General features: G+C 48.4%; 14 protein-coding genes and 2 pseudogenes. 9 read left to right on the top strand and 7 right to left on the bottom strand.

Translation table 11 applies throughout. From position 1 onward, the window contains the following. Positions 1-251: 251 nt before the first annotated feature. On the bottom strand, positions 252-2,924 hold the full coding sequence (ppdK, locus tag JO375_RS14015) for a pyruvate, phosphate dikinase (RefSeq protein ID WP_229525045.1): 2,673 nt from the start codon (positions 2,922-2,924) through the stop codon (positions 252-254). Positions 2,925-3,254: 330 nt separating this feature from the next. Between ppdK and JO375_RS14010 the strand changes: the two genes are divergently transcribed. From JO375_RS14010 to hxlB, 8 genes are all read left to right on the top strand, one after another. Further along, complete coding sequence (locus JO375_RS14010; RefSeq protein WP_229525044.1) at positions 3,255-3,602, top strand: copper amine oxidase N-terminal domain-containing protein; 348 nt, start codon at positions 3,255-3,257, stop codon at positions 3,600-3,602. 59 nt (positions 3,603-3,661) lie between these two features. Beyond that, positions 3,662-3,898, top strand: coding sequence for a hypothetical protein (locus tag JO375_RS14005; protein WP_229525043.1), 237 nt, complete (start codon positions 3,662-3,664; stop codon positions 3,896-3,898). 481 nt (positions 3,899-4,379) lie between these two features. Then, positions 4,380-5,390 carry a LacI family DNA-binding transcriptional regulator gene (locus JO375_RS14000; RefSeq protein ID WP_229525042.1) on the top strand — a complete coding sequence of 337 codons (1,011 nt, stop codon included), beginning with the start codon at positions 4,380-4,382 and terminating at the stop codon, positions 5,388-5,390. Positions 5,391-5,924: 534 nt separating this feature from the next. Beyond that, positions 5,925-6,797 (top strand): sugar phosphate isomerase/epimerase family protein, encoded by an 873-nt coding sequence (locus tag JO375_RS13995; RefSeq protein WP_229525041.1) that lies wholly within the window; start codon positions 5,925-5,927, stop codon positions 6,795-6,797. Between the two features lie 16 nt (positions 6,798-6,813). Continuing rightward, the gene (locus JO375_RS13990) at positions 6,814-7,776 is read left to right on the top strand and encodes a sugar kinase (RefSeq protein ID WP_229525040.1); all 963 of its coding nucleotides are present in this window, start codon (positions 6,814-6,816) and stop codon (positions 7,774-7,776) included. Next, complete coding sequence (locus JO375_RS13985; protein ID WP_229525039.1) at positions 7,773-9,074, top strand: MFS transporter; 1,302 nt, start codon at positions 7,773-7,775, stop codon at positions 9,072-9,074. The genes JO375_RS13990 and JO375_RS13985 overlap by 4 nt, the downstream gene beginning before the upstream one ends. Positions 9,075-9,121: 47 nt before the next feature. Next, positions 9,122-9,820 (top strand): orotidine 5'-phosphate decarboxylase / HUMPS family protein, encoded by a 699-nt coding sequence (locus JO375_RS13980; RefSeq protein WP_229525038.1) that lies wholly within the window; start codon positions 9,122-9,124, stop codon positions 9,818-9,820. A gap of 148 nt (positions 9,821-9,968) precedes the next feature. Continuing rightward, complete coding sequence (hxlB, locus tag JO375_RS13975) at positions 9,969-10,517, top strand: 6-phospho-3-hexuloisomerase (RefSeq protein WP_229525037.1); 549 nt, start codon at positions 9,969-9,971, stop codon at positions 10,515-10,517. A gap of 187 nt (positions 10,518-10,704) precedes the next feature. Here hxlB and JO375_RS24795 read toward each other — a convergent pair. From JO375_RS24795 to JO375_RS13945, 6 genes and pseudogenes are all read right to left on the bottom strand, one after another. Next, a pseudogene (locus tag JO375_RS24795) lies at positions 10,705-10,959 on the bottom strand (GNAT family N-acetyltransferase); the annotation flags it as partial. A 95-nt stretch (positions 10,960-11,054) separates the two neighbouring features. Then, positions 11,055-15,146, bottom strand: a complete 4,092-nt coding sequence (locus JO375_RS13965) for an RCC1 domain-containing protein (RefSeq protein ID WP_229525035.1) — start codon at positions 15,144-15,146, stop codon at positions 11,055-11,057. A 386-nt stretch (positions 15,147-15,532) separates the two neighbouring features. Beyond that, positions 15,533-15,767, bottom strand: a pseudogene (locus tag JO375_RS13960) (hypothetical protein); the annotation flags it as partial. Between the two features lie 64 nt (positions 15,768-15,831). Then, positions 15,832-16,194 (bottom strand): DUF1304 domain-containing protein, encoded by a 363-nt coding sequence (locus tag JO375_RS13955; protein WP_229525034.1) that lies wholly within the window; start codon positions 16,192-16,194, stop codon positions 15,832-15,834. Between the two features lie 148 nt (positions 16,195-16,342). Then, entirely contained in the window at positions 16,343-17,854 is a 1,512-nt protein-coding gene (locus JO375_RS13950) for a methyl-accepting chemotaxis protein (RefSeq protein ID WP_229525033.1), read from the bottom strand. 246 nt (positions 17,855-18,100) lie between these two features. Next, positions 18,101-19,363 (bottom strand): cation:dicarboxylate symporter family transporter, encoded by a 1,263-nt coding sequence (locus JO375_RS13945; protein ID WP_322098736.1) that lies wholly within the window; start codon positions 19,361-19,363, stop codon positions 18,101-18,103. 204 nt (positions 19,364-19,567) lie between these two features. Between JO375_RS13945 and JO375_RS13940 the strand changes: the two genes are divergently transcribed. Beyond that, positions 19,568-20,875 carry a sensor histidine kinase gene (locus JO375_RS13940; protein WP_229525032.1) on the top strand — a complete coding sequence of 436 codons (1,308 nt, stop codon included), beginning with the start codon at positions 19,568-19,570 and terminating at the stop codon, positions 20,873-20,875. The last annotated feature ends 2 nt before the right edge of the window (positions 20,876-20,877 follow it).

Below are 20,877 nucleotides of genomic sequence, written 5' to 3'. Positions count from 1 at the left end.
CGTTTTGGATTGAAGCGCTTACAGATCATTCCCTATCATCATATGTAGAGAAAAGAGACGCGATATCCCCAATATCATTTATGTATAAATTTTTTCTTTCCTACAGCATATGGATGTAATGGGTCGTAAAACGAACAAGAGGCTATCCCATGGGTAGTTTATTCCAGAAATATGGAAAAGGGGGCAGCCCCTAAGCCATTTCTTGATGACTTATGGGACTGCCCCTTGAATATGCTATGAAGATGTATCAGCTACAAAGCGGACGCCGCTCTCTTAGGCTGCTCCGCTCCGACAAGCAAGGCTGCTTGGGCAGCGGCAATGCGGGCAAATGGCACCCGGTACGGTGAGCAACTAACATAGTCCAGTCCGCTGCGGTGACAAAAGAGAATAGATTCACTATCTCCGCCATGCTCACCACAGATACCTGTCTCCAGAAAAGGTTTCTTCGTTCTGCCTTTGACAACAGCCCATTCGATCAACTTGCCCACGCCATCCTGATCCAACACCTGAAAAGGATTGGCTTCCAGAATATTCTTTTCCATATATGAACCGAGGAATTTACCTTCGGCATCATCCCGGCTGTAACCAAAGGTCATTTGTGTCAGATCATTGGTTCCAAAGGAGAAAAAGTCTGCATACTGGGCGACGCTATCTGCCAGCAGGGCGGCTCTTGGAACCTCAATCATGGTTCCCACCCGATATCTGAACCCTTTGAATTCCTCGCTAAGCACCTGAGCGGCTACCTTATCAACCAGCTCTCTCATTTGCTTGAGTTCATTAGGGTGACCGACCAGAGGAATCATAATCCCCGGTCTCACATCTACGCCCTTGCGCAGTGCGGCTTCCGCGGCCTTAAAGATCGCTTCAATCTGCATATCGTATATCTCTGGAAACAGAATGCCCAGCCGAACACCGCGCAGACCCAGCATAGGGTTAATTTCACGCAATTCGTGTACCTTGGAGATGGTGGTTTTAAGACGCTGAAGCTCCTCCGCATGGCCACCGGAAAGCTCAAGCTCCTGCTGTCGCTCCTGAAGCTGTTCCAGATTCGGCAGGAACTCATGCAACGGCGGGTCCAGCAGGCGAATCGTCATCGATAAACCGTCCATCGCACTGAACATAGCCTCAAAGTCAAATTGTTGCATTTGGAGCAGACGATTCAAATGAAGAACCCGCTCCTCCTGATCATCGGCCAAAATCATCGCCTGAACGATAGGCAGTCGATTGCCCGAGAAAAACATATGCTCCGTCCGGCAAAGTCCGATGCCTTCGGCTCCAAATTCTCTGGCTTTGACTGCATCATGTGGCGTATCGGCATTGGTGTAGACCTTCAACGTCCGGATGCCGTCTGCAATCTCCAGCAGCTTCAACAGCTCCGGTGTAATAACCGGCTCGCTCAGCGACAGACTGCCTTCGTACACCTGCCCGGAGGTCGAATCGATTGAAATATTTTCCCCTTCCTGGAAAGTACGTTTACCAATGCTAACGCTCCGACTGTCCAGATCAATACTCAGTGCGTCACAGCCGCAAATGCAGGGTTTTCCCATGCCCCTGGCAACCACAGCAGCATGGCTGGTCATCCCCCCTCGACTCGTCAGCACGCCTTCAGCGGCAATGATCCCGTGAACATCGTCGGGTGAGGTCTCTACACTGACCAGGATGACTTTCTGCCCATCCTTCGACCATTTCTCTGCTGTATCCGCGTCGAATACGATACGCCCGCTTGCTGCACCGGGCGAGGCTGGCAGACCTTGGGCGATCGCCGTCAGCGGTGTGGAGGTATCAATAGAGCGATGCAGCAATTGATCCATATGGGACGGTTCGATTCGCTGGATAGCCTCCTCTTTACTGATAATCCCTTCCTCCACCAAATCTACAGCTATTTTCACAGCCGCCTGCGCCGTTCTTTTGCCGCTGCGCGTCTGTAGCAGATACAAATTACCTTTTTCAATCGTGAACTCGATATCCTGCATATCCCGGTAATGACGTTCCAGCAAGGAAGCCAGCTCTTCCAGACGATCATAGACTAGCGGCTGCTCCTCCAAAAGCTGTGCTATAGGGTTCGGGGTGCGTACTCCGGCTACAACATCCTCGCCCTGGGCGTTCACCATATACTCACCGTACAATTCCTTAGCGCCTGTGGAGGGATTGCGAGTGAACAGCACCCCGGTTCCACTATCGTTCCCGAGATTGCCAAACACCATGGCCTGGATATTCACTGCTGTTCCTTGTTCATCCGGAATGCCATAAGCCTTTCGGTACACCTTGGCACGCATATTGTTCCAGCTGCGAAATACAGCTTCTACCGCCAGTTGCAATTGTTGATACACATCCTGTGGAAACGGTTGTCCGCTGTGCTCTTCAACAAGATTTTTATAATTTGCGATCAATTCCTTCCATTCTTCTGCGCTAACCTCCTGGTCACTGGCACGCCCGTTGGTTTGCTTGTTCTGTTCCTGAAGCTTCTCAAAATGGATGGCATCTATACCTAGCACTACCTCGCCAAACATTTGAATAAATCTGCGGTAACAGTCATAGGCGAAGGTTTCATTGCTCGTCTGTTCTGCTAATCCACGAACAGTTTCATCATTCAGACCCAGATTCAAAATCGTATCCATCATACCAGGCATCGAGGTTACCGAGCCTGAACGGACAGATACCAGCAAAGGCCGCTTCGTATCTCCGAATATAGCCGATTGGGCTTCCTCAACCTCGTGCAGGGCAATTACGATCTCCCCCAATAAGCCCTCCGGGAGTCTGCTGCCGGAAGTAAAGTAGGCTCGACACGCCTCGGTGGTCACTGTAAAGCCAGGAGGGATCGGGAGACCCAGTGTCGTCATTTCCGCGAGATTGGCGCCTTTTCCTCCTAATAGCGCTTTCATCCCCAACTTACCTTCGTTAAATGAGTACACTCTCTTTTGCATTAAATTTATTCCCTCCACTTATTGAGATATATGCCTGAATTAAATTTATCTGTCTATATAAAGTTGTAACACAAAGCAGGAGGGTTTTTCAATATATATGACGTAATATATGCTAATAACATTCATTTATGATGTTTTAATCCAATGAATAAACTTATTTATTAAAACTTTAATTTGTGATTAAAATATATTTTGAACTAACTTGACGCTGTTGAATTCACTACACCCGGATCATTTCCTTCCAGTATGAAAGTTTAAAACAAAAAGAGGCCATAATTTCAATGGCACGGTTACGGTAACCGATTCAGAGAAAAATAAACTGAACTAACCGTGGGTAGTAATAGTGCGTTTGTCAACGATAAGAAGGTTTCTGTGGGGGTAAATCCTACTGTTAAAGAAGGCGCTGTATATGTACCTTTTCGTTTTATAGGGGAAGCATTAAATGCAAAAGTACTGTGGAATCCTGATTCCAAAACAGTTGTTATTTATAAGCCTAGTCAAACTCTACTTCAACGCTTTGCCAGCAATAAACTAGAAGAATCCAGAAACGCAGCTATCCAATTACCAAGGATTTCTCTACATGAGGAACTCGCCGGCACTGAAGAAGGAGGGGATGGAGGAACTTATTACTTCCCAACAAAAAGAGCAACAGCTTTATTTATGCCTATAGAGGAATAGCTCAATATGCTGAGGTTAAAGATGGGGCTGCTTGGGTTAAATGGGAAGGCCAAATAAGCATGAATAAACCAAACAACAAGAGTGTGATTCCAAATGTGCTCCAAGTAAGTAGTAAGGAATGGGGAGATCGACCATCCTTCACAGGGAAAATAGATTTCTTTAAGGACTTGTGGAAGACAGAGCAAGTTAAATTTGGAACTTTCGATGAAAATGGAAATGTCATCTATGAGGGCGAAAAATCCCTTCCTAATAAAGGGAAAGACATTATTGCAACCATACCTGCGGAACAGCAATAATAATGATTTTTTTCGGGCAGAACAAGAAGGACTACTGCTAGTTACTATTCTGACAATATGCATCTTAATTACAGTTTGGCTCATATTTGTATTATCAAAAGACGTTTTAGGGGAACCTGCATAGAGTCCTTTTTTTCTCACCTGAAAACAGAAAAGATTTATTTAAGCAAATCCGAAATCTTAGCTGAGGCAGAACAACAGGTATGTGAAATATCTGATTCAATAACCAAAGTAGATTCCAGAAAAAATTAAACAACCGTTCCCCTATTGAAGACCGAGAAACGGCTGCTGCTAAAAGTGTCTTTTTAGTCCTGTTTACTTGATAGGGGTATGACCATAGCAGCATTAACCGTAAAAGTAACCTCCCAATAAGTCATCATAAGCAAGTATAACTACGGTTCCCGGGCTAAGTATCTAATTAGACAAAGCACTCCGATGCGTCATATAGTAGGAATATAATCGGGCAGAGGAGTAGAGAACTGTGGGAAAAGCGACAATCGGGGATGTGGCGTCGCGCGCCGGCGTATCCAAAAGCACCGTATCCCAATTTCTAAACAAAAGATACCAGCATATGGGTCAGGAGACGCGGATCAAAATCGAAGAAGCGATCAAGGCCCTCGACTACCGGCCCAACGTGCTTGCCAGAGGGCTGAAGCAGAAGCGGACCGGTGCGGTCGGCGTCATCGTGGCCAACATTATGCACCGGCTCTCCACGGAAATCTGCCGGGGCATCGAGGACTATTGCCAGGAGCAGAATATCAGCGTCATTCTGTGTAACAGCGACGAGGACGAGGAAAAGGAGAAGAAATATGCCGAAATGCTGCTGACCAAGCAGGTCGACGGTATAATTCTCTTGCCTACGGGCAAGAACGGGCCATTATATGAAAGCCTCGCCGAGCAGGGATATCCGATCCTCTTCATGGACCGTCGCGTAGAAAACGTAAAAGCGGATACAATTGTGGTCAATAACCGGGAGGCAGTCACCCGGGCAGTGGATCATCTGGCGTCGCTGGGGCATCGGAGCATCGCCTTGGCTACGGGACCGCTCACAATCAGCACGCGAACCGAGCGGACGGAGGGGTTCCGGGCGGCCATGAGTGTGCTCGGTCTGGACTACGAGATATGTAACAACATCATTAATGCGGAAATTTCCTTGCTTAAAGACCGCTTTCGCAAGCGATTAGAGGGGCCGGAGCCGCCGACGGCGCTCATTGCGGGTAATGATCTGGTTCTGCTTGAAGCACTTGCTTTTGTTAAGGAACAGGGGCTGCGGGTGCCAGAGGATTTGGCACTGGTCGCATTCGACAACATTCCATTCGCCCACCTGTTGACGCCGACGCTGACGACGATCAACCAGCCTTCGCTGGAGATGGGCAGAAAGGCGGCTGAGCGCTTGATCACCCGCATCCGGTCGGAGAAGGCGCCGGATGCGGCCGAGTTCGTCTTTGAATGCGAGCTTGCGGTGCGAGAATCATCTGGCCAGGCCCGTTGAATGTGTTGAGAGGGACAAAATTCATTTTTAACAAAGACAGCTTCAGGTCTGGGACCGGGAGCTGTCTTTGTTGTAGTACGCCTAGCAATGGGCGATATCTTCAGGGTGAAAGTCCAGAACTGGGGCTGGCGAGTAACTAACGTTAAATATAGACCAGGTTTGCACCGCGAGGCGGAATCTGATAGAAGCAGGAGACAAATACACGGGCCAAGGAACACGATCTGGATTTGAGGCCAGAGCTAGTTGGAAGAGTAACCTACGAACAACGCCAATGACCGTGGGTGGAAAAGTGACGTTTTTATTCTGGGAATACCCGTTGACCGATAAATTCCTTCACTGGATGCAATCACCTAGGCCTATTTTCTCCCTTTTAGAATTAAGATAACGCTTTAATGAAAGGGCTTGCAAAACGAAGACGCCAGGATTATAATGAACTCAAGAATTACGTAAATCGGTTTACTAAATCGATTTACAAAGAGATTGGCTTTTCTGGGAACCTCATAGGTCGATCTGAGCATGAAGGAGGATGACAATATGAAGGCGGTCTTTGTTCCAACCTCTGTATTTGGCAATACACCCGGCCTGCAGCATGAATGGACGCCGACGGTTCGCGCCGCCGGCGCAGACGGCATCGAAATCAGGCGAGAATTGTTCCCGCCGAGCAAGTTGCCGCTTGCGGATTGCTGCGAAGCCAACCGGAACAGCGGCTTGCGCTGCGTATATTCGGTTCCGATGGAGCTGTGGGACGAATCCGGAAGGCTGAATGAAACGCAGCTGTCGGAGATTCTGGAGGAGGCGGCGATTCTAAGGCCGGAGATGCTGAAGGTATCGCTTGGGCATTTCATGGCAGCGGCCGAGGCCGATACAGAGGAAAATGTGACGGAAGCACCCGGGGTCCGGAAGGCTTCGGAAGGCCAGGCAAGCCGGAGCAGCGACGAGCAGCTGACCCGTCTGGGGGGCCTGCTTGATCAGTACCGGGTCTTGCATGGACAGTTGACCCTACTGATCGAGAACGACCAAACGCCACATGGAGGCAACGCCGGAAATTTGAAAGCGTTCTTCCAGACGGTGGAGCGTTCCGGGCTCGACGGAGTGCGAATGACGTTCGATACCGGCAACTGGATGTATGCAGGAGAGGAGCCCGTGAAGGCGGCGCTGGATTTGGCTCCTTACACCGCCTACATTCACTTCAAGCATGTCGTATATTCGGACGACAATACTTTGCAAACGGTTCCCATTCCCCAGGAAGAAGATGCGTTCTGGCGAGTGCTGTTGGCTTATTTGCCGGAACGCGCGTTCCGGGCGATTGAGTTTACGATTCCTGGACCGGATAGTCTTTCAGGATATTTGAAGATGCTACGGCAAGCTCAAGGCATGCCTGAAAAGGGACGAAAAGAGAGAGACTGAAGGAGGAATGGCAGTCATGTTAAAAGATTCGGTAACTTTTGGAGAGGCTATGGTCATGTTCGTAGCGGGCCAACCCGGCCCCTTGAAGGACATTGACACCTTCATCCGCCGCCTCGCCGGGGCGGAGGTTAATGTTGCCGTCGGCCTCTCGAGACTTGGACTATCTTCCGGGTGGATCAGCAGGCTGGGCGAGGATGCCTTCGGCAATTATATCGCGGAGTATCTCGCCAGGGAGCAGGTGGACATCCACGGGATTACCCACGATTCCCGCTATCCCACCGGGTTCCAGCTGAAGTCGAAGGTGCTGGAGGGCGATCCGCAAGTGCAGTATTTCCGGAAAGGTTCCGCCGCAAGCTCGCTTGGCGAGGCTGATGTAGACTCCGGCTATTTGACCGGCTTCCGACATCTGCACATGACCGGCATTCCGCCCGCGCTGACGAAGAGCACACGCGCATTCGCCTATGCGACGATGGAGACGATGAAGGGTGCGGGCAGGTCCGTCTCTTTTGACCCCAATCTGCGTCCTTCGCTCTGGTCTTCGAAAGAGGAGATGAGGGCGGTCATTAACGATCTGGCCTGCCGGGCGGACTGGGTGCTGCCGGGGATCGAAGAGGGGGAATTCCTGACTGGCTCAAGGGACCCGAAGAAAATCGCCGATTTTTATCTGAACCAGGGCGTTTCGCTTGTTGCCGTCAAGCTGGGACCGGAAGGAGCATATTTCCGCACCCCGAATGAAGAGGGGACGGTTCAGGGCTTCAAGGTGAAGAAGGTTGTGGATACGGTCGGGGCCGGGGATGGCTTTGCCACAGGCTTGATCGCGGGACTTCTGAGGGGGTTAAGCATCACCGAAGCAATTCGGCAGGGAAACGCAATTGGCTCGATTGCGGTGCAGTCTGTAGGCGACCACGACGGATACCCGACTAAGGAAGAGCTTAAGGCATATCTTCACTATCATCTGACAGGAGTGAGAACGAGATGAACAACTCGAACAAAGGCGGCTTTGTCGCTTCGCGCTGGCTGCGTCTGATGCCGATTGTCTTTGTAACGTACAGCCTTGCCTATCTCGACCGGGCGAACTACAGCTTCGGTGCGGCTGCCGGCATGGCCAAGGATTTGCAAATTTCGGCGGGGATGTCTTCACTGCTGGGCGCGCTCTTCTTCTTAGGGTACTTCTTCTTCCAGGTGCCGGGCGCCCATTACGCCGAGAACAAGAGCGCCAAGAAGCTCGTGTTCGGTTCGCTGATTTTGTGGGGACTGCTGGCGACAGCTACTGGTATCGTCGATAACGTTCATGTTCTCATCGTTATCCGGTTCTGTCTCGGCGTTGTTGAAAGCGCAGTCATGCCTGCAATGCTTGTCTTTCTGAGCCGCTGGTTCACGAAAAAAGAGCGCTCACGCGCCAACACCTTTCTCATCCTTGGCAATCCCGCAACCGTGCTGTGGATGTCGATTGTCTCCGGTTATCTCGTAGCTGCTGTCGGCTGGAGATGGATGTTCATCATTGAAGGTCTGCCTCCGATTATTTGGGCGTTCTTCTGGTGGAAGCTCGTCAACGACAAGCCTGCGGAAGCGAACTGGCTGACCTCACAGGAGAAAAAAGAGCTTGAGAGTGCTTTGCATGAAGAACAGAAGGGACTGAAGCCTGTCAAGAACTACGGCGAAGCGTTCCGATCGCCGCTTGTCATCCGTCTGTGCCTGCAGTATTTCTTCTGGAGCATTGGTGTCTACGGCTTCGTAATGTGGCTTCCTTCGATTATCAAGGTCGCTCCGGACATGAGCATGGTTGCCACAGGGTGGCTGACCTCCATACCTTATGTGCTCGCGGTAATCGGCATGCTGACAGCGTCATACTTTTCGGATAAGATGGAGAACCGTAAAGCCTTTGTCTGGCCGTTTCTGATGGTAGGCGCCGTCGCCTTCTACGCTTCTTATTTGCTGGGAGCGGATCATTTCTGGATTTCCTTTATTCTGCTAATCATCGCCGGCGCAGCCATGTATGCCCCTTACGGACCGTTTTTCGCCATCATGCCGGAAATTTTGCCCCGGAACGTCTCAGGCGGCGCCATGGCGCTGATTAACAGTATGGGGGCGCTCGGTTCTTTTGCCGGATCGTACATCGTCGGCTACCTGAACAGCTCCACTGGCGGCTTCGGCGCTTCATATCTCTTTATGGCCGGTTCGCTTCTGCTGTCCGCAATTTTGACTATAACCGTGGGCAGATCCCGGAAAGCGGCGGAATCGTCTACGGGGGGAAAGCTTGAGGTGTCTACAAGATGAACATTCAACTGGCGCTGGACCGGATGAGCATACAGGAGGCCATCAATATGGGGAGATTGGCGGAGCCTTATATCGATTGGATCGAAGTCGGCACTTCGCTGATCAAAGAATTTGGCATGGCGTCCGTGGAAGCGATAAAGCGTGAGTTTCCCCACAAGACAATCGTAGCGGATGTCAAAACCTTCGATAACGCAAAATACGAGTTCGAGCTATGCTATAAGGCAGGGGCCGATGTGACGACAGTCATGGGCTCCGCTCCGTTAGTCACCGTTGATTTCTGCATGAAGACGGCGCGGACATGGGACAGGCAGGTCATGATCGACCTGCTCCATACGACGCCGGAGGAACAGGCTGCACTTGCCCGGTACCGGGAGGCAGTCCATTGCGTCCATGTCAGCAAGGACCAGCAGGAGGGCGGCGGCTCCCGCCTGACTGGGTTGGGCGCATATGGAGCCACTACGGATACCGATGAGAGCGGGATCAATAGAACCAGTGGGATCGGTGCTAGCGACGCGCTGCCCAGAGGTATAGTTTCCGACGTATCTGGTGTCCGCGGTTCCACATGCGAAAGCCCAACGGGACTTCGGATCGCCGTTGCGGGCGGGATCACGAAGGAGTCGCTGCCGTGGGTGCTGGCGTTGGAGCCGGAGGTTCTCATTGTTGGCTCCGCCATTACGAAAGCCCCGGACCCCGCCTCCGCTGCCCGCGCGTTTCAGGACCGCATCCGGGAGTTGGGAAGAAGATAACGGGACCTCAAGCGGTTTACCACTGAACAGATTATATATACAAACTAAAAAAGTACCGTCCGAGTTGCGGATTTCATTCCAGCCGAATGGTTTCGAATGCGGATGGATTCTACTTGATCGCGAATAGAGAAGGAGAGACTGAACGATTATGAACAAGCTGATGACTATACTCGCGGAAGCCCGTGCTGTGCTGGAGCGGGTAGACGAGGGCGTTGTTAACGAGACGGCCGCCCTTCTGGCAGGCGCGCCCCGGATCTTCGTTGTAGGTGAAGGCCGCTCGGGCCTGATGGCCAAATCCTTTGCTATGCGGCTGATGCACCTCGGTGCGACCTCGTATGTGATCGGAGAGACGATCACTCCTTCGATAGCCGGTGGCGATTATGTGGTCGCCGTCTCCGGCTCCGGAACAACGCATGGCGTCGTCTGGACTGCAGAGAAGGCGCAGGAGCTTGGTGCATCGGTTATCGCCCTGACGACCGACGCCGAATCCCCGCTCGCCCGGTCCGCCATGCGGGTGCTCGCCATTCCTGCGGCGACGAAGCACCGCCGCGAAGGCGAAGGCGCGAGCGTGCAGCCGCTAGGCTCGCTGTTTGACCAATGCGTCCACCTCATGCTAGACGCGGTCTGCCTGTGCTACGCAGAGTCTCGCGGCGTCGACAACGCCGCTGCGTTCAAGCAGCACAGCAATTTGGAATAGCGGCGCCATACCTCCACCGCACGCTAGAGTCAAGCCGCTCAGGCTGTTAATCGCCGGAGCGGCTTGTTGTGTGTTAGGCTTCCCCTCTGAAAGCCGAAACTAAGAATTCCCGCCGTCATATTTGATGACTTTTGGAAACAGCCTCTTTGTCTATTTTAAAATTCCCCTCTGCATACCTGTAGGAATTTTACTTAGTTAACATCTTTTCGAAAATATTAAAACCGTCTGTTTCCCCCATATGGGTATAGCCACATTGTTTGTAAAACTGGCTAAGCTTGTCATTCCCCGCAATACAATCCAAGCGGATTCGATCCTTGCCTGCAAAACGGATGCCTTGTTCAATCCATTGCATCAGTTCGCGTCCTAGTCCCTTCTCGGGACGATCCCGATTGACTACCAGCCGATGCAAATATACGGAGGTTCCTCCCTTGGAATCAGCGTCCAGGTTTCTACTTTCTGAATACCTGCCACTGTAAAACAGGGCTGTCCACAGGTCATCCTCCGATGACTTATGAAACAGCCCTGTTTCATTTATGGTTATTTGCCATGAAGACGGTCCAGCAGCCGAGTAACCAATACGCACACTTCAGCACGGTTTATTTGATTATCCAATCTTAAAGTACTGTCCTCATATCCCTCTATCAGATGTTTTTCGATAGAAAGTGCGATTTCATCGGAAGACCAATCTCTCAATGATGCCGTATCTTTAAACTTATTCAACTGGTTTTCCGGGTTTTCGCTTTTTGGAATTGATTCACGATACCGTAAAGCTCTAACCAATATCGCAATGGCTTCTTTCCTTGTTATTTCCTTATTAAGATAAAAAAGGTTATATGCATCTCCTTTTGCAAGCCCCATCCTTCTCGCCAGTTTAATATAGTTGTAATACCAATCAGGATTGGTTACATCCTCGAAATCCGGGGTTTTATCCTGTTCAACTGCAGCAGGTTCTCCCAAGGCGAGAACAAGCACTTTGACATACTCCGCTCGTGTAATGTTCTTTTTCGGTTTAAATTCCTTAGCGGAGTAGCCGTTAATAATTTTCAGATTGTAGAGCTTTATGATGGCCTCGGTTGCCCATTGCGGATCATAAATATCTTCAAACGTATGTTGAATAATGCTGCCGCTTTGAGCGCTGCCTTTGTTTTCATTGTTGCCTTGACCAGACTGGATTTCGTTACTACTGCCTGGATCGCTGTCTTTACTTTTGTTTTCACTGCCTTGGCCAAGCCTATCTTCGTTATCGCTGCTTGGATCGCTACGCTTGCGTCCTTTTTGGGCTTGACCAGAGCTTTCGTTTTTACTGCCGTTCTGACTGTTGTCATTGTCACCGCTCATGGAAAGAGTGGACAAGATAATTTCCGTTGGCGCGCTCTCTCCATAATTATTGGAAGCCGTTACCGTAAAAGTATAGAGCGTATTACTGTTTAATTGATCCACTAAATAATGGAGAGAAGTTACTTGAGCAATTTCTTTTCCGTTTTGTTTAATTTTGTACTTGGTCGCCCCGGCGGCAGCATTCCATGTCAGAAGCACACTATTTTTTTGCGGTTGGCCTGTGAGATTTTGCGGCGACAGAGGCGCTTCACTTTCATTCGTATCTGTATCCGTATCCGTATCCGTCGTTACTGTCAGCGTGCTTGCGTTGCCAACTCCATATGCGTTTTGCGCCGCAACCGAATATTCATAGCGCTTGCCGTCCGCAATCGTATCCGTGAAGCTCGTAGCGCTTCCCGTATAAATCACGACGTTATCCCGCTTCAATATATAGCTTGTCGCCGTTGGAACGACATCCCAGTACACGGACATCGTGACACTGCTCATTTGAACAGCCGTGAGGTTTCCGGGACTGCCCGGGTATTTGCTATCCATCACGAACGAAATGCTCTTTTCTTCCCCTTTACCGTTTGGATTCACGGGAACAACCGTATACGTGTACGTTGTCCCCTGCACAAGACCTGAATCCGTATATTCGGTATCAGTTCCCGTGTAGATCGTTGTCCCGTTCCTTTTTAATTCATAAGAAGTCGCATAAGGGTTTTTTGTCCAACGAATTGTCGCTGTGCTCCCCCCATACGTTGCAGTGACATCCGAGACAACGGACGGCAAATTCGGGTCGAGATAAGGAATAGAAAATAAGCCTGCTGTAATATCCTCGAGAGGGGTATGTACCAGTCCACTTTTCCGAATAGTTACATAGGCATTAGTCACACTATCCGCTGCTTTATGTTGTACTACTTGTCCCGCAAATTGGAGAGTAAGCTTAGAAGCACTGTCTTTTGTAACGGTATATGTAATTCCAGTAGGCAAGTTGCCAACATAAACATCATTCGTTACGGTGTCATTAAACTCATCTCCGGTCAAAGTAACGGTTAAAGCCCCGGTAATGGTCCCGTCATTGGTTGCCGTTTCTTGGACTGTGTTTGTACTATACGAAATAGACGGCTTATCATATTTGATGGATACGGGCTCATTGCTGCTAACAGTGGCGCCGTCGCCAAATTGTCCATATCCATTCCAACCCGCAAACAATACATCACCTGATGCATTAATCAATCCCGTCTGGTTCAATCCGAAAACAATAGCCTTCACATTCGGTACGTTGACGTTTAATGGAATGTTCGATGAAGCAAAGCTGTTATTTCCAAGTTGTCCATATACGTTTCGTCCCCACAGCATCGTGTTCCCGCTTTGATCTATAGCTCCGCTGTTGAGATAACCTGCAAAAATATCTTGTGCCTTCCCGATTCCGGAAACCATTACCGGTACATTCTTATTATCATTCGTACCATCGCCTAATTGTCCGTAATTATTTAAACCAAAAGCAACAACCTTGCCATTCGCTTTCAAAACCAAATTGTGCTCGTAGCCGGCTGTAATCTTGACAGCATCCGTTATACCGTTCACTTGAACAGGAGTATTGGAATTCGTATTAGTTCCATTCCCTAACTGCCCTTTTACTCCCTCTCCGACAGTATAAACCGTTCCATCACTTTTAAGGGCAATGAAAGTGGCCCCATTGGCAGAGATAGCTTGAATTCCGCTCAGGCTCGGCATTTGGACAAATGTCGATCTAGGAGTAAAATCACCCAGTCCCAGCTGTCCTTTCGCATTGTCTCCGGAGGACCAGACATTTCCGCTTTGATCAAGAACGTATGAGGCATTATCGCCTGCGGCAATATCCTTTATGTTAGGCAAACCGACACCGATCCGACCAAAAGAATACTTACTATTAGTCGTTCCGTCGGACAATTGTCCAAATGCGTTGTTCCCGGTTCCATATAGTTCGATGGCACCGTTATTGTCTGTCATCACTAGGGTATGAGAGTTGCCTGAGACTACTTTCTTTAGGGTCCCCGGAACGCTTGAAATCATTTGCGGAGATTGCACATAAACCCCGCCGTTACCCAACTGTCCGACAAGATTGCTCCCCCAATTGAATAACTGGCCCATTTTGTTAATTTCGCTTACATGATTTAATCCTATGCTAATGGACTGAGCCGAGCCCTTTATTGTTGCAGAAAAGGAACCGTTGGTTAAATTTGTTCCTATAGCAAGTTGTCCATATCCGTTCCAGCCGCTGCCAATCACTTTTCCATCAGAAGTTAGAATGGCGCTGTAAGATTCGCCGCTTATAACTGCTTTTGCGTTATGGATGTTGTTAAATAATGTCCAGTTCGTACTTCCCCAAGGGCTTGATTGATTGATTTGGCCGTAAAAATTGCTCCCTGTTCCAACAACAGTGCCATCTCGTTTTACCGCAATGGAGTGAACAGATCCGGAGGCAGCATCCATAAAATCACCGACAGGAACAGGTGTCAGCGCATACGAAGTGCTTCCATCTCCGAGTTGCCCGTTAGCATTATACCCTGCTGCATACGTTGTTCCCGAACTAATGAAAAACGTAGAGTAGTATCCAAACGCGATTTTTGTGACGTTATGGATTGGGGATGCTGTCGGTGAATTTCTCGTGACATCATCTCCAAGACCTAATTGGCCGGCCCAATTTGAGCCCCACATCATAACGGTATGGTCGGTCAAAATAGCTGCCGATATTTTATTCCCTGCAAAAATAGAGGCAACCCCGTTCAATGACGATAATTTTGTAAAGTTAAGCTGCGATGAAAAATTCCCCAGACCTAATTGGCCGGCATCATTACTCCCGGATGCCCATACGTTTCCGTCCATATCCAGCGCAAGTATATGATCCCTGCCGACGGCCACATCTACGATAGGCGGCAAGCCGCTTACTTTCATAAATGATGATTTGTTTATAGTATCTCCTAGGCCAAGTTGGCCTTCGCTGTTTGCGCCTGTAACGTAAAGATCATTCGTTGCATCGACAAAGGCAGACTGATTGCCGCCCGCGCTAATTTTCCTAATTTCTTTCGAATGATCAATCCGCACAGCAATTTCCCGCATTTGAGTATCACCAGAACCCAATTGTCCGAATTCATTGTTGCCCGCTGCATATACCTTTCCGGACTCCGTAAGGTACAATGTATGGTTGTCGCCGCCGGCAATGCTCTTTATTGTGACCAGGTCCGATGGAACAGCAAAAACATTGGAAGAGAATACAAACAAAGCAAACATACATACCCAAATAGCTATGAAAGATTTCCTTTTCAACAAGCTAAACCCTCCAAATCTGACCTTCTCAGGCATAAGATGACTTTCATCACGTAACATAATCATTCATTAAACATCATTCTCCTTTCTCTTACTTGTCTTTTATATTGAGCCTGACAACCAGGGAGTGCTTTCGCTCGGTTAGGAAACCGAATAATCCCTTAGTAGGGAACGTCCTAAAGATAACTTCCATATTTCATATGTTTTATTTAACATTCGCCAGGCGCCCGCTCAAATACATATATATCATCGGATTTTTGCAATCAAACCCTTAGTGGTTAAGGCAAAAAGAACCTGAAGTTATTCGCCCGACGATAGCCGCAACATGTTGACTTTAGGAACGGCCAAATTTAAAGGAAGGAAATCATCTTAAATAACAGACAGGATCAAGGCAGGCCGCCCATGGTCTGCACAGCAGGCACAATCCGGTACAACCCCGCCGCACTATCAGTCACGGGCCGTACTTCCTGTACGTCCCAACCAAGTGACAGCACCCGCTCTAGCCGATCATGCTCGGCTTGCCGTCAGCTCGGATGTAACGGCTTCGCTTCCTTCCTCCAAGGACAGCTCAGACTCCCGTCCGAACGCAGCGGCATTCCACGAATGGATGCCTCGGATCGTGTACCGTTAGCAGTTCATACATGATGTGATGGAATTCAACAAAAAAACACCCGTTAAGGGTGTATTATAGGGCCGATAAACTGATTAAGGCCAGAATAGCGGGTAATCCTTGTTTTAATAAAATAGATTTATTGGCTGTCATCGCACCATACACCGCGGCCACTACCACGCAAATGACAAAGAACAGCTGAATTTTCCGTCCTACCACAGCGTCCGGATAGCACAAGCCCCACACCAATCCAGCAGCCAAAAAGCCGTTATACAGCCCTTGATTTGCTGCTAGAGATTTGGTTACTTCCGCCAGTTCCTTTGAGGTACCGAACGTGCGGATTGCTCGTGGAGTCGTCCATAGGAACATTTCCAGTATTAAGATATACACGTGCTCCAGTGCAACGATTCCGACCAATATTGAACTAAGCAGGCTCAAGTCTATTCCTCATTTCCATATAAAGTTATTCATGAGATGTTCCAGCTATATCCTCCAAAAGTATAAATGATCTTCCAAAAACAGTAAAGAGGCTGAACCCAAGGCCCGGCCTTATTCCCGAACAATTCCTTACATCGTTCTCGCGTCCTTACATCGTTCTCGCAAAATCCAGCAAAGCTTTAGACATGCTGTTAATCTCGTCCGTAGCTGCGTTTACCTGTTGCGTTAGTGCTGCCTGTTTTTGTGTCAGCGTGGTCATATTGCCGATATTATGCAAAATCCGTTCGATGAGCGACTTCATTTCATCCAGACTGGTCTCGATATTTCCGGTGGCATCAGCACTGTGAATAGCCAGCTTTCTTACTTCATCTGCAACCACGGCAAAGCCGCGTCCCTGATTCCCCGCGCGAGAGGCTTCAATGGCGGCGTTCAGGCCAAGCAGATTCGTTTGATTGGCGATCTCTTTAATGAAATTGGAGATGTTCTGCGTCTCTTCTGCGCTGACCTTGGCCTGATTCGCTGCCGCCGTCGATTGCTCCTGAGCCGTAGCCAGCTCCTGCGCCTGGTTGCTAACGGAGTTTACGCCGTTCACCATTTCCGCAATGGAATCGGAGAGATGCTGTATTTTGAGCGTGAGTTCGTCCGCAACGGCCTGCTTTTGTTTCTCCAACGTTACATCACGGATGGTTCCTGCCATGCGAATTGGCACTCCTTTGCTGTTGCGTATGCTTACTCCACTATTATAATACCAGCGATATTCGCCATTTTTATTCTGCAAGCGGCAGGTGACTTCATAGGGAGTGCGGTCTGAATAATCATTCAAATGGTCGTGCAAAGCTTTCAACGCTATTTCAACATCATCTGGATGCAAGCGTGAACTCCAGCTGCTAAGCGCACCCGGAAAGTCTTTCTCATCACTAAAGCCCAGTGTTTTGCGAAATTGTGGCGACCACCAAAATTGACTATCCGGATGTTCTACATCTCCGTTGACCAGGATAATGTCATATGGAGCTTCGATTAATACACGGTTAACAAGCTCATATCTGGTAGCTAATGCTTCCAATTCCTCAGATTTGATCTTCTGGTCATGCACATCCAGCAAAGCACCTGCAATACGAAGCGGAACCCCCTGCTGATCGCGAATCGTCGTTCCGGTGGCTCGGAACCAGCGGTATTCTCCATGCTTCAGCTTCAAGCGATACTGAATGTCGTAAGGGATCTTCCCTGTATGATCCAGCAAATGATTTGACAAAGCTTCCAATACCCATTCATGATCCTCAGGGTGTAGTCGGGATGCCCAACTGTCCAATACATTGGGGAAATCATTTTCATCCTGGTACCCTAGCATGAAACGGAATTCATCTGTCCACGTGAATGTATTATTGGGATTAACGGGATCGCCTGCAATAACTTCCATATCCCATAAGCCAACATCTATCGCCTTGGTAACGAGCTTCAGACGAATATCAACATATTGAGCATCATTTTTAAGGGACTCAAGCGCTTGGTTAACATTGTTTGCGATTTCCCGAATCTCGGAAGATGCTGAGGCAACTCGGATTGCGGCAGAATAATCCTTCTGTTGTGTTTTTTGTAAAAGTTTACGGCTTTCTTCTATTAAAGGAGCAAGTGAGTGGATCTCATTTTTCTTGAAAAACATATATGCTCTTCCCTTCTAGGCAAGATATAAAACGGTATAGTTTAATATCGGAATTTTCCAAAGAATCATTATAAATTAAACTTTAATTTAATTAGGTAAAAGGAATCATTTTTCAAGCCCTTATGCCTAAATATTCATACAAAAACATCGGAAAATGTCGAAATATAAATTTTTTTAACAAATTTACAAATAAAAAGGACACCCTTGCACAATTTGCAAGAGCGCCCTTTTTATCAATAATTTAACTTATTGGTTATTCGTTAGAGAAGCAACGTATTTTTCGCCTTTTTCCTTATCATATTCGCCTTCCCATTTGGACATAACCACAGCGGCCAGCGAATTGCCCAATACATTGACTACCGTACGCGCCATATCTAGAATACGATCAATACCCGCGATAAAGGCCAAGCCTTCCAGCGGCAGGTTCACTGCTCCCAGTGTGGCAAGCAGAACGACAAATGAAGCACCCGGCACACCTGCAATACCTTTGGAAGAAATAATCAGCACGATCATCAGCGTAATCTGTGAAGAGATCGGCAGGTGAATACCATACATCTGGGCGATAAAGATTGCCGCCAGCGCCTGATACAAGGTAGATCCGTCCAGATTGAAGGAATATCCGATCGGAATCACGAAGGAAGTTATTCCTTTTGGACATCCAAACCTCTCCATCTTCTCCATGATCTTGGGCAGAACACTCTCCGAGCTGGCGGTCGAGTAAGCAAGCAACAGCTCACTTTTCAAGATTTTAATCATCGTCCAGAGGCGAATACCACAGATTTTGGCAATAATTCCAAAAACAATCACAATGAATAATAACATGGAACCGTACACAGATAAAACAAGCTTCAATAACGGCCACAATGAAGCCAAGCCAAACTTGGCTACTGTCGTTCCGATCAGAGCGAATACGCCGAACGGAGCCAAGCGCATCACCTGATTGGTTACCCAGAACATGGCGTCGGCTACGCCCTCGAAGAAATTCAGCACAGGCTTGCCCTTGTTACCAATCGCTGCGATTCCCAGTCCGAAAAAGACGGAGAAGAAAATAATGGCCAGCATATCCCCTGCGCCCAGCGCTTGAATAATATTGGTAGGAACAATATGAACAATTGTATCCATGAAGTTGTGGCTTGTAGTTTCCGCCGTCTCCACGTATTTATGGATATCACTCTTGGCCAGGTGGGACATGTCCACACCTACTCCAGGACGAAACAGATTTGCAACGAGCAATCCGAATATGATGGCGATGGTCGTCACAATTTCAAAGTACAGGATAGATTTCCCGCCGAGCTTGCCCAGTTTTTTCATATCCCCGACGCCAGCTACGCCGATAATGAGCGTTGAAATTACAATTGGCACGACAATCATTTTGATCAGACGAATGAAAATGTCACCGATCGGCTTTAAGTAGACTTCCACCCCCGGATTGCCGTAAAATAAAGCGCCAACAATAATCCCTAAAGTCAGCCCGATAAAGATTTGCATCGTCAAATTTATCTTCTTCACTTTGTACCCCCTGGCCGTATATTTTTGCAGTATGCTGTTCTTAATATTTAAATGATGTTATTTATACTACAATCTGAACTATAAAAACCGACAATTATCTACATATTCATTTATTTTTTTCTATAAATTCACAGACTTCAAGATAGAGCCTGTGAATTTATCTTACATTGCCTTTCTGAAATAAATACACGGAGGTGAATATGAATGAAAGTAAATACACTCCTTTTCCTGTTGATGCTTATCATCGTGCCGCTGGCAGGCGAATTAAATATTCACCCGTTCGCTAATACATTCCGTCTCAGCTTCGGGACGCCTGTATTTTTTTTCTTTCTGTTATCCATTCGCCATATTCCGCCTGCATTATCAGGTGTGCTTACCGGAATAGCTGTAGTTGCTTTTCGTATCTTACTCAATCATTTCCTCCAACCCGGCTATTCCTTTGAAGAATTGCTGCTACTGCACGGGCCTGCCTTCTTTTATTATATGGTCTACGGGCTGCTCTTCCAGGTCCTGGGCATTAATGCAGAGCCTTACCGCGCGCTTCGCGTGGGCATCCTCGCTGTAGGAATAGAGGTTGCAGCAAGCGTCGCGGAACTTAGTGTCCGGCGAAGCATTAACGGTGATTTCTGGGACATCATCAAGATCGGGAAAGTGGCTTTCATGGCCATGATCCGCAGCTTCTTCGTGCTTGGGTTCTATAATATCATTCGCCTGAACCAGTCAATTCAGCATGAAGAGGCGCAAAGGCAGCAAACTGAGCGGATTTTACTCCTTGTATCCGATCTATATGAGGAGTCAGTCCAGTTAGGCAAAACCCTGTCGCACGCGGAGCAAATTACCCGTGAAAGCTACGAACTGTACCGTGAGCTGCAGCAGAATGAATCTCTGAAGGATAGGGATCATTATGCCAGACAGGCCCTTCGCATTTCCGGACAGGTTCATGAGATCAAGAAAGACAGTCAGCGGATTTATGCCGGTTTGTCCAAACTCATTGATTCCGAAAGCGAAGTCCATTATATGACACCACAAAAGCTTGGCGAGCTGATTGTCCGCACCAACAGCAAATATGCGCTTTCGCTGGACAAGTCGATCTGCTTCACCCTGAATTCCGATGCTTCGCTGCCCAAGCTGCATGTTTATACAGTTCTGACCCTTATTAATAACCTCGCATCCAATGCGGTTGAAGCGATAAAAGACAGTGGAAGAATTGACGTTGCCATTCGCTTTCTGCTAGAAAAAAAGGATATTGTCTCCCTTAGTGTCACCGATAACGGCCCAGGTATTCCTGAGCGCAAACGGGAAATGGTCTTCACACCAGGGTACACGACCAAGTATGATGAGAAGGGACAGCCTTCGACCGGCATGGGATTGTTTTATGTGCGCGAGGTCGCGGAGAGCCTTGGGGGAACGATTGAACTGGCACAAAATAATGAAAAAAACAATACTGGCAAGATACAGACCACTTTTAGAGTTATATTGCCTTTACGGAAACTGACGGAGAAAGGAAGATAGTC

Source organism: Paenibacillus farraposensis, assembly GCF_020736845.1.
In the GTDB taxonomy this organism is placed as follows: domain Bacteria; phylum Bacillota; class Bacilli; order Paenibacillales; family Paenibacillaceae; genus Paenibacillus; species Paenibacillus farraposensis.
This window is presented reverse-complemented; position numbering and strand designations above follow the sequence as displayed.

What these genes read in the sequence shown, in the direction of transcription:
- ppdK (WP_229525045.1), bottom strand. Translation starts at nt 2,924, where the DNA reads ATGCAAAAGAGAGTGTACTCATTTAACGAAGGTAAGTTGGGGATGAAA.
- JO375_RS14005 (WP_229525043.1), top strand. Translation starts at nt 3,662, where the DNA reads ATGAATAAACCAAACAACAAGAGTGTGATTCCAAATGTGCTCCAAGTA.
- JO375_RS13995 (WP_229525041.1), top strand. Translation starts at nt 5,925, where the DNA reads ATGAAGGCGGTCTTTGTTCCAACCTCTGTATTTGGCAATACACCCGGC.
- JO375_RS13990 (WP_229525040.1), top strand. Translation starts at nt 6,814, where the DNA reads ATGTTAAAAGATTCGGTAACTTTTGGAGAGGCTATGGTCATGTTCGTA.
- JO375_RS13985 (WP_229525039.1), top strand. Translation starts at nt 7,773, where the DNA reads ATGAACAACTCGAACAAAGGCGGCTTTGTCGCTTCGCGCTGGCTGCGT.
- JO375_RS13980 (WP_229525038.1), top strand. Translation starts at nt 9,122, where the DNA reads ATGGGGAGATTGGCGGAGCCTTATATCGATTGGATCGAAGTCGGCACT.
- hxlB (WP_229525037.1), top strand. Translation starts at nt 9,969, where the DNA reads ATGAACAAGCTGATGACTATACTCGCGGAAGCCCGTGCTGTGCTGGAG.
- JO375_RS13950 (WP_229525033.1), bottom strand. Translation starts at nt 17,854, where the DNA reads ATGTTTTTCAAGAAAAATGAGATCCACTCACTTGCTCCTTTAATAGAA.
- JO375_RS13940 (WP_229525032.1), top strand. Translation starts at nt 19,568, where the DNA reads ATGAAAGTAAATACACTCCTTTTCCTGTTGATGCTTATCATCGTGCCG.